Source organism: Halolamina sp. (genome assembly GCF_036626355.1).
Taxonomy (GTDB): domain Archaea; phylum Halobacteriota; class Halobacteria; order Halobacteriales; family Haloferacaceae; genus Halolamina.
This window is the reverse complement of the sequence record NZ_JAZKRY010000111.1, coordinates 1-8,103: the sequence shown is the minus strand read 5'-3', so window position 1 is coordinate 8,103 and position 8,103 is coordinate 1. Positions and strand designations below refer to the sequence as shown.

General features: G+C 65.9%; 7 protein-coding genes and 1 pseudogene. 7 read left to right on the top strand and 1 reads right to left on the bottom strand.

From position 1 onward, the window contains the following. On the top strand, positions 1 to 755 hold a 755-nt coding region (locus V5A38_RS13740), incomplete at its 5' end, for a DUF4010 domain-containing protein (RefSeq protein WP_332326333.1). 384 nt (positions 756 to 1,139) lie between these two features. Here the strand turns inward: V5A38_RS13740 and V5A38_RS13735 are convergent. Further along, positions 1,140 to 2,357, bottom strand: a complete 1,218-nt coding sequence (locus V5A38_RS13735; RefSeq protein ID WP_332326332.1) for an MFS transporter — start codon at positions 2,355 to 2,357, stop codon at positions 1,140 to 1,142. 333 nt (positions 2,358 to 2,690) lie between these two features. Here V5A38_RS13735 and V5A38_RS13730 point away from each other — a divergent pair, with 333 nt between their 5' ends. The 6 genes and pseudogenes from V5A38_RS13730 to V5A38_RS13705 form a co-directional block, all read left to right on the top strand. Beyond that, a complete protein-coding gene (locus tag V5A38_RS13730; RefSeq protein ID WP_332326331.1) occupies positions 2,691 to 3,344 on the top strand; it encodes a thioredoxin domain-containing protein in 654 nt (217 codons plus the stop codon). Further along, positions 3,345 to 3,938 (top strand): hypothetical protein, encoded by a 594-nt coding sequence (locus V5A38_RS13725; protein ID WP_332326330.1) that lies wholly within the window; start codon positions 3,345 to 3,347, stop codon positions 3,936 to 3,938. A gap of 66 nt (positions 3,939 to 4,004) precedes the next feature. Next, positions 4,005 to 5,162, top strand: a complete 1,158-nt coding sequence (locus tag V5A38_RS13720) for a cobalamin-independent methionine synthase II family protein (protein WP_332326329.1) — start codon at positions 4,005 to 4,007, stop codon at positions 5,160 to 5,162. Between the two features lie 85 nt (positions 5,163 to 5,247). Beyond that, positions 5,248 to 5,790, top strand: coding sequence for a gluconate 2-dehydrogenase subunit 3 family protein (locus V5A38_RS13715; RefSeq protein ID WP_332326328.1), 543 nt, complete (start codon positions 5,248 to 5,250; stop codon positions 5,788 to 5,790). Beyond that, a complete protein-coding gene (locus V5A38_RS13710) occupies positions 5,787 to 7,382 on the top strand; it encodes a GMC family oxidoreductase (RefSeq protein ID WP_332326327.1) in 1,596 nt (531 codons plus the stop codon). Before V5A38_RS13715 ends, V5A38_RS13710 begins: the two co-directional genes overlap by 4 nt. Before the next feature lie 99 nt (positions 7,383 to 7,481). Then, a pseudogene (locus V5A38_RS13705) lies at positions 7,482 to 8,103 on the top strand (alpha-1 4-glucan-protein synthase); the annotation flags it as partial.

Here is an 8,103-nt window from a genome sequence, read left to right as displayed (position 1 = left end):
AACTCGATATCCTGTACGGTCTCAATCCACGATTCATCTGGCTGATGGTCGGATTTGTCACCGGGCTGAGCTTCGTTGCCTACATCTTGAGTCGAGTTGTCGGGGCCAAACGGGGGATCGCCCTCACAGGAATCCTCGGCGGGTTCGTCTCTTCAACCGCGACGACGGTCTCGATGGCCGAGCAAATCAGTGAAGCCCCCGATCTCTACAAGATCGGGTCGTTCTCGATTGTCGTCGCGTCGATCGTCATGTTTCCGCGTGCGCTCGTCGAGGTCGCCGTCGTCAACCCAGCACTACTCTCTCGAGTCGTCGTTCCGCTCGGGGTGATGACAGGTATCGGCATGGTTACCGCTGGCATCGTCTACTGGCATTCGATGACAGAGCCGGCGGTCGAGACTGACCTCGAAAATCCGTTTCGTCTTCGACCGGCACTGTTTTTCGCCGCTGTCTTCGCAATCGTTCTCCTGGTGTCACAGTCCGCGAATGCCTGGTTCGGCGAGTCGGGGATCTACGTGACTGCGTTTCTCTCGGGGCTCGCTGATGTCGACGCGATCACGATTACGCTGAGCGCACTCGAAGCAGACGGTGAGATCTCCCCCGCAGTAGCGACCACCGGTATCGTTATCGGAGCGATCGCGAATACGCTCACGAAGGTCGGACTCGCGTGGCTACTGGGAACAACAAAACTGGGCTGGCGGGTGACGATCCCCCTTGGGATCGTCTCGGTCGCCGGAATCGGTGTCGTCGTACTATGACTCGTTGTGCTCTCCAAGCCACGTCGGTCCCAAGAGAACACGTCTGGAAGGGAGGAGCCACACTTCGGCCACTCGGGTACATATCGCTACGAGAACGTGACGCTGCGGGCCCAACAGGTGGGAGACACCCGTATTCAGCAGGTCCGGGTACCCATCGACCGCGACATCGTGGGTCCGGTCGACGAGGGCGAAACCGATTGACCGGCGGGGCTCAGCGGCCGAAACACCGAACAGATGAGTCGTACTGCCGGACAGAACGATACAACCATCGCTCGCCGTGAATCGGCCGTCAGCTCGTGTGAGAGCCAGAGACTGGTGAGCGAGTCTGTACTGACTTCTGTCCGGCAGTATCAGCCACTCTGAAAACCGAACCCGCGCTCCGGGCTACTGTGATCGAGTGAGCACAACGCCGACGACGCTCGCGACGCCCGCCACCCCAGCAAGAACCACGAACAACGCCGTCGGGGAGGCGTAGGTGAGTATCGCGCCGGCCAATCCTGCGCCGAAGGCGCCGACGCCGAACACGGCGAGATACGTGTACCCGTACGAGAGCCCGCGGGCCGGGGCAGGCGTGTACTCCGCGACCGTCGCCTGGTACATCGGCTGGACGACGAACAGCGTGAACCCGAGCGCCGCGCTCACGACGAGCAGCGGTGCGGGGCCGACCGAGGCGATCGGGAGGTAGAGGAGCGCCAGCACCGCGAGCGCGCCGAACGCGTAGGCGATCCCTCGTTCTGGCTGCATCAGGTCGGTGAGGCGGCCGCCGAGATACTGGCCAGCGATACCGACGCCCAACAGGCCGGCGTAGATGTAGTTCGCTGGCTCCTGGGTCGTTCCGGCGAACTCGACCGGCTGGAACGTCCTCAGATCTGAAAGCAGTTCGGGAAGGAACGTCAGGACACCGCGGTAGAACAGTCCCGAACAGATTGCGACGCCGAAGACGAGGAGAAACGAGCCGGTCAGCAGCGCCTTCGAGCTCTCGAGAAACGCCCCGAAGGAGTCGGGAGAGCCGGCCGTCGCCGAGCCCTCGGCATCCTCGTCGACGCTCGCCGTTTCATCCACGTCGAGTACTACGGAGAAGACAGCGGCGGCGAACGCGGGGATAGCGAGCACCCCGACGGCGGTACGCCAGTCCACGACGACCAGCAGCAGCGTCGTCAGTAGCGGGCCGGCCGCGATACCGACGTTGCCGGCCATCCCGTGGAGTGCGAACCCGTGGCCGCGCTCGGAGACGCCGGTGCTGATGAGTGAGAGTCCAGCGGGATGGTAGACGCTCGCGGCGACGCCCCAGAGCACCAGCGCAACGGCGATAGCCACGACGGACGGTGCAATCGAGAGCACGAGGAACGAGCTACCCATCCCGGCCAGACAGAACGCGATGAGCCGACGCGAGCCATAGCGGTCGGTGAGCACGCCGCCCGGGAGGGCGCCGAGGCCGAACAGCGCCATCCCAGCGGTGACAACCAGTCCGAGTTCAGCCGGCGTCGTACTGAACTCGACGAGCCAGATTCCCACGAGGATGGGAACCGAAAGCTCGTAGGTGTGGACAAGTGCGTGGGCGACGCTTGCAAGCCCGACGATGGCCCGGTCGTTTCGCTTCACAGCTTCGTTTGTGGTCGTAACGGCTTGAGGCGCTCGGAGTGACCCGCCCGCTGGTCCGCTCCAGCTGACAGCAACCACTCGCGCAGTGAGGCACAGTCTGAACGGCCCGTTCGGCCACCTGGTTCGAACGCTGCAAAGCAGCCACACTGTGTGCCAATTCCGGATAGCTCACACTGGCCAGACAGTCATTCCAGGTGGCTGTTGTGCAGTCACGGCCGTCGAACCGTACCAGAGTGCCACGAGAGCCACACCGGCGCCGATGGGAGTGGCGTTCGTGTTCTCGAAACGCACACCGTCTGAACCGTTAACCTTCTCGCGCTCGTTGGTGCGTCCATGACCAGATGCCGACGCGGGTTTCTCGGTGGCGTTGCGGGGATGGCGGCGCTTGCAGGCTGCGCCGGCGGCGGCTCATCCGAGACGTCGTTCGCGAAGCATCCGGCCTCGGCTGGGGTTGGGGGCCAACCCACCCTCGGTGCGACGCCTGGGGAGGGCGAAGGGACCATCATCGCCTTCGAGGACCCGTCCTGCCCGACCTGCGCGCGGTTCGAAACCGACACGTTCCCAAGGCTGAAGTCGGAGCTTCTGGACACCGAGCGGGCCTCGTTCGTCTTTCGGGGAATCCCGATTATCTACGAGTGGGGGAAGCCGGCGACGATGGCGCTCGAAGCGACGTATGACCGCTCGGGGTCCGCGTTCTGGGCCCTGAAGAACCACTACTACACCGCCCAGGACGGCTTCGACACCGACAACGTCCGCTCGAAAACCGAGTCGTTCCTCGACGAGAACACCGATGTCGATGCGACCGGCGTCGTCGACGACGCCGAGGCCCAAGCGTCTCAGGATGCCGTAGACGCTGACCTCGCGGTCGCTGACGAGTTGGGCGTGAACGGCACGCCGACGTTCTACGTCTTCGATTCGGGGACGTTCTCGACGGATATCACCGGCGCAATCGGCTACGACTCACTCAAAGGAGCGATGGGAATCTGAATGGCCGAGCGCTCACTGCCGACCCGTCGGGGGGACTGGCGGCTGATCGCACGCACGGTTCGGCTGGTACTCTCGTTGCCCGCCTATGCGGTGCTCGCGTTCGTGGCCGCGACGACCGCGCTCTCGACGTTCGTCCTCAGCCAGAACCCGCAGTTCGTCTCGGCGGTCGTCATCAACGGGAGCGCTGACCCGGTGAGCCGACTTCGGGCGCTTCTCGGGCTCTACCCCGGCTTCGGAAGTGCCTACTCGGTTCCCGTCGCCGTGGTGTTGCTCTCCATCTCGGTGCTCGTTGGCGTCAACATCGCGATGCTCGTCTACCACGTTCGAACGCACGACCTCGGCGCCCGCGAGGGAACCGGCAGCGCCGCGGGCGTCGCCCTCGGCATCGTCGGCGCCGGCTGTGCGGCCTGCGGCTCGGCCATCCTCGGCGGCGTGCTGACGCTGGTGGGCGCCGGCGCGGCGCTGACACTGCTCCCGCTCCACGGCCTCGAGTTCGCGCTACTCGCCTTCGTCGCGGTGCTGCTCTCGCTGTTCTGGATCGCCCAGGGGATGCGCGGCGGGGAGGTCGCGGGCTGTCCGGTCGAGATCGAGTGACCGGAGCGCGCGCGACCGCTCTGTGAGTACCGTTAGTTATATTTTGTGTCTGCATTATTACTGTGTATGGCGAACCACGACCCGAGACAGATCGAAACGACGCATATTGGCAGCCTGCCGCGGCCACCGGAGCTGTTGGGGCTGCTGAAGCAGCGCGAGCAGGGGGAGGACGTCGAGCCCGAGGAGTGGGAGCGAGTGACGTCGGAGGCGACCCGCAGCGTCGTCAACCGGCAGCTGGCCATCGGCCTCGAGAGCATCAACAACGGCGAGCAGCCCCGCGTCTCGTTCAACTGGTACGTCTCCGACCGGCTCAGCGGGATCGGGGGCGAGCGCGAACAGAAGCTCTGGGCCGACCTCGCGGAATACCCGTCGGTCGCCGAGGAGACGTTCGAAACGGACGTTATCGAACTGGCCACGCAGCCAGCGGTGACAGACGAGATCCGCTACGAGGGCGACGACGCCGCCGAAGCCGAGATTACTGCGTTCCGCGAGGCGCTGGAGGGGACTGATACCGATATCGAGGACACGTTCCTCACGACCGCTTCGCCGAGCGTCGTCGCCGCCACCCACGTCGACGAGTACTACGATGACCACGAATCGTACCTGTTCGCCATCGCCGACGCGATGGCCGAGGAGTACCAGCTGCTGGCGGACACCGGCGCGACGCTCCAGATCGACGCGCCCGACCTGTTGGCGACCGGGCACACGCAGCTGTACGCCGACAAGCCCGTCGACGAGTTCCGCGACATCGTCTCACTCCACGTCGACGCGTTGAACGAGGCGCTCTCGGGCATTCCCGCCGAGCAGGTCCGTCTCCACACCTGCTGGGGGAGTTACGAGGGCCCCCACCACCTCGACACCGAGCTCGTGGAGCTGCTCCCGACGCTCTACGAGGCGGATATCTCCGGGCTCAGCGTCGAGCAGGCGAACCCCCGCCACCAGCACGAGTACCGCGCCTTCGCCGAGCACCCGCTGCCCGATGGCTGGACACTCATCCCGGGCGTCGTCGACGTGAAGACCAACATCGTCGACCACCCCGAGACCATCGCCGACCGGCTGGAGCGGGTCCACGAGGCCACGGACGGGGACACCCCCCTCGTCGCCGCGCCGGACTGCGGCTTCGGCACACAGGCGGGTCTCGCCATGGTCAACCCCGAAGTCGCGTGGGCGAAACTCGAAGCGCTCGTCGAGGGCGCCGAGATCGCAACCGAGCGACTGTCGTAAGCCATCGCTCCCAGCGCTCGGTCTCTCGTGTCGGGTCGAACCCACAACGCTCTTGTTTAGGCTTACCTAATCTACTGCCAGACCGATGGAACTGACCCGCCGGGACGCGCTCGCGGCGCTCTCCGCTGTGACGAGCGGCGCCGTCGCCGGTTGTTCGGCGCCCACCGACGAGTACGGCGAGCCGAAGACGGCTGCCGACGGGCCCGAACTTGGCGAGGCAGAGATACAGACGCTCGTCGCCCTTGCGGCCGTGCTCTACCCCTCCCAGACTGAGAATGTCGAGGGGTTCGTCGAGGAGTACGCGGTCGAGCGGGTAGGCCGCGACCCGGACCACGGCCGCGGAGTCGTCGACGCCATCGGCTATCTGAACGAGTACGCCCAGACGATCTACGGCGAGCGCTACGCTGTCCTCCCAGCGAGCAAGCGTGAGGCGGCCCTGGACGAGATTCCTGTCGATACCGTCGATCCGGTTCCGGACGGGACCGAGCCCCAGCAGCTGCGCTATTTCCTGATCAACGACCTGCTCTACGCCTTCTACGCCACGCCAACCGGTTCGTCGCTGGCCGGCTTAGCGAACCCGCCTGGCTATCCGGGCGGGACGTCGTCGTACCAGCGAGGCCCACAGTGAGTTCTGCCGACCGCACACCCAGCAAGAACGCCGACGTCTGCGTCGTCGGCGCCGGTCCCGCGGGCGCGCTGGTCGCCGCGACCCTCTCCGCAGCGGGCCACGACGTGGTCGTGCTCGACGCCGGCCCGCGGTTCGACCCGGAGGAGCACGAAGAGCGGATGGAAACCCATCTCCGTCCGGGGAAACGAGAGCCGCTGTGGGGGATGGGCGGCGAGCGTGATGCCTACAGCGCCAGCGGCGGGCGAGACTACCCGCTCAACGCTGCCCGAGTAAAGGGTATCGGCGGCTCGACGCTCCACTGGCAGGGGATGGTGATGCGGCTTCACGAGCAGGATTTCCGGCTCGACTCGGCGGTGGGAGCTGCCAAGGACTGGCCACTGTCGTACGACGACCTCCAGCCCTACTACGCCGCCGCCGAGGAGGCGCTCTCCGTCGCCGGCGCCTCGGACAACCCGTTCGCGCCGCCGCGAGAACAGCCCCACCCGTTACCGGCGTTCCCGCCGTCCTACAGCGACTCGCTGTTCGCTGCGGCCTGCGAAACCCTCGGCATCGCCACCCACTCCGTCCCCAACGCACGCAACTCCGAGCCGACCGAGGAAGCGAGCGCCTGCGTTGGCTACGGCACCTGCAAGCCGGTCTGTCCTTCCGGCGCGAAGTACGACGCGACCCGGCATATCGACGCCGCGGAGGCGACCGGCGCGCGCGTACTCGACCGGGTGCCCGTCCAGCGACTGGAACACGGCGCCGCCGGCGAGCGGGTGACCGCTGCCGTGTATGCGACGCCGGACGGCAGCGAGTACCGGCAGGAGGCAGACGAGTTCGTGCTCGCTGCGGGCGGCGTCGAGACGCCACGCCTGTTGTTGCTCTCTACGACTGAGCAGTATCCTGACGGCCTGGCAAACAGCTCTGGTGCCGTCGGGCGGTACTTCATGGACCACCTGTTCGCCGGCGTCGGCGGGCGCCTCGACGAGCCGACACGGCAGAAACACGTCGGCTTCAACACCACCGAGAGCCACCAGTTCTACGACCGAGCGGACGCCAGCCGCTCGGCCATCAAACTGGAGTTCCTCAACTACGCCGGCCCGTCGCCCGCGGATCTCGCGATGGGCGCCGAGGAGTTCGGCGACGCGCTCCTCGACCGAATCCGGGACGAGTACGGCACCCACATCGCAGTCGGCGCGCTGGTCGAGCAGTACCCTCGCGCGGAGAACCGTATCCGCCTCGACCCAACAACGACGGACGACCGCGGCAACCCCGTCCCGGACGTGGTCTGGCGCCTCGACGAGCGCACGAGGCGGACTATCCGCCGCGCCAACGAGATCCAGCGCGCAGTGCTGGAGGAACTGGGCGCCGACATCGACTGGGTCGTCGGCCCCGACAACACTGGTCCCGCGTATCACCACATGGGGACGACCCGCATGGGTACGGACCCTGACGAGAGTGTCGTGAATCCCGACTGTCGGACCCACGACCTTGAGAACCTCTCTATTGCGGGGAGTTCGACGTTCGTTACCGGGGGGGCGATGAACCCGACGCTCACCCTCGCCGCGCTCTCGTTGAAGGCCGCCGACGCCGTCGAGGCGCGGCTCTGACACGACGTACCGCGTGCTGAACCTGCCAGCAACCCGTATTTTTGGCCGCCCGAAAAAATCGATGGGGTTTTAGGAGGCCCTAAACAATCCTCGGGCAGCATGAGTACACATGACATCTGTGTCGTGGTCCCCACCATCCGTGAGTACGAGTGTCTGCGCGAGTACATCGCCAACGCCCGCGAACACGGGTTCGACACCGACCGGCTGTTCGTCGTGCTGGTCACCGAGGAGTTCTGTGACACGGACGCGATGGCCGCGATGCTCGACGACCTGGACGTCGACGGCGCCGTCTTCGACGGGGCGGATCGTGAAACATGGTTCGCCGAGCAGGGCATCGCCGAATACGACCATCTGATCCCCAAGGCCAGCCACGCACAGACGTCCTTTGGCCTGCTGTATCTGTGGGCAAACGAGCGGTTCGACTACGGCGTCTTCATCGACGACGACACGCGCCCGCACGAGGGCGAGGATTTCTTCGGCACCCATCTGCAGAATCTCGCCTACGAGGGTGAGATAAACTCCGTCAGCTCCGACCAGTCGTGGGTTAACGTGCTGGACGCGGCCGACGGCGACCTCTACCCCCGCGGCTACCCCTACGCGGCGATGGACGAGGAGGCCGAAACGACGACCGAGACGGTCGACGACGTCGTCGCGTCCCAGGGGCTCTGGACAAACGTGCCGGACCTCGACGCGGTGCGAATCCTGATGGACGGCGACCTGG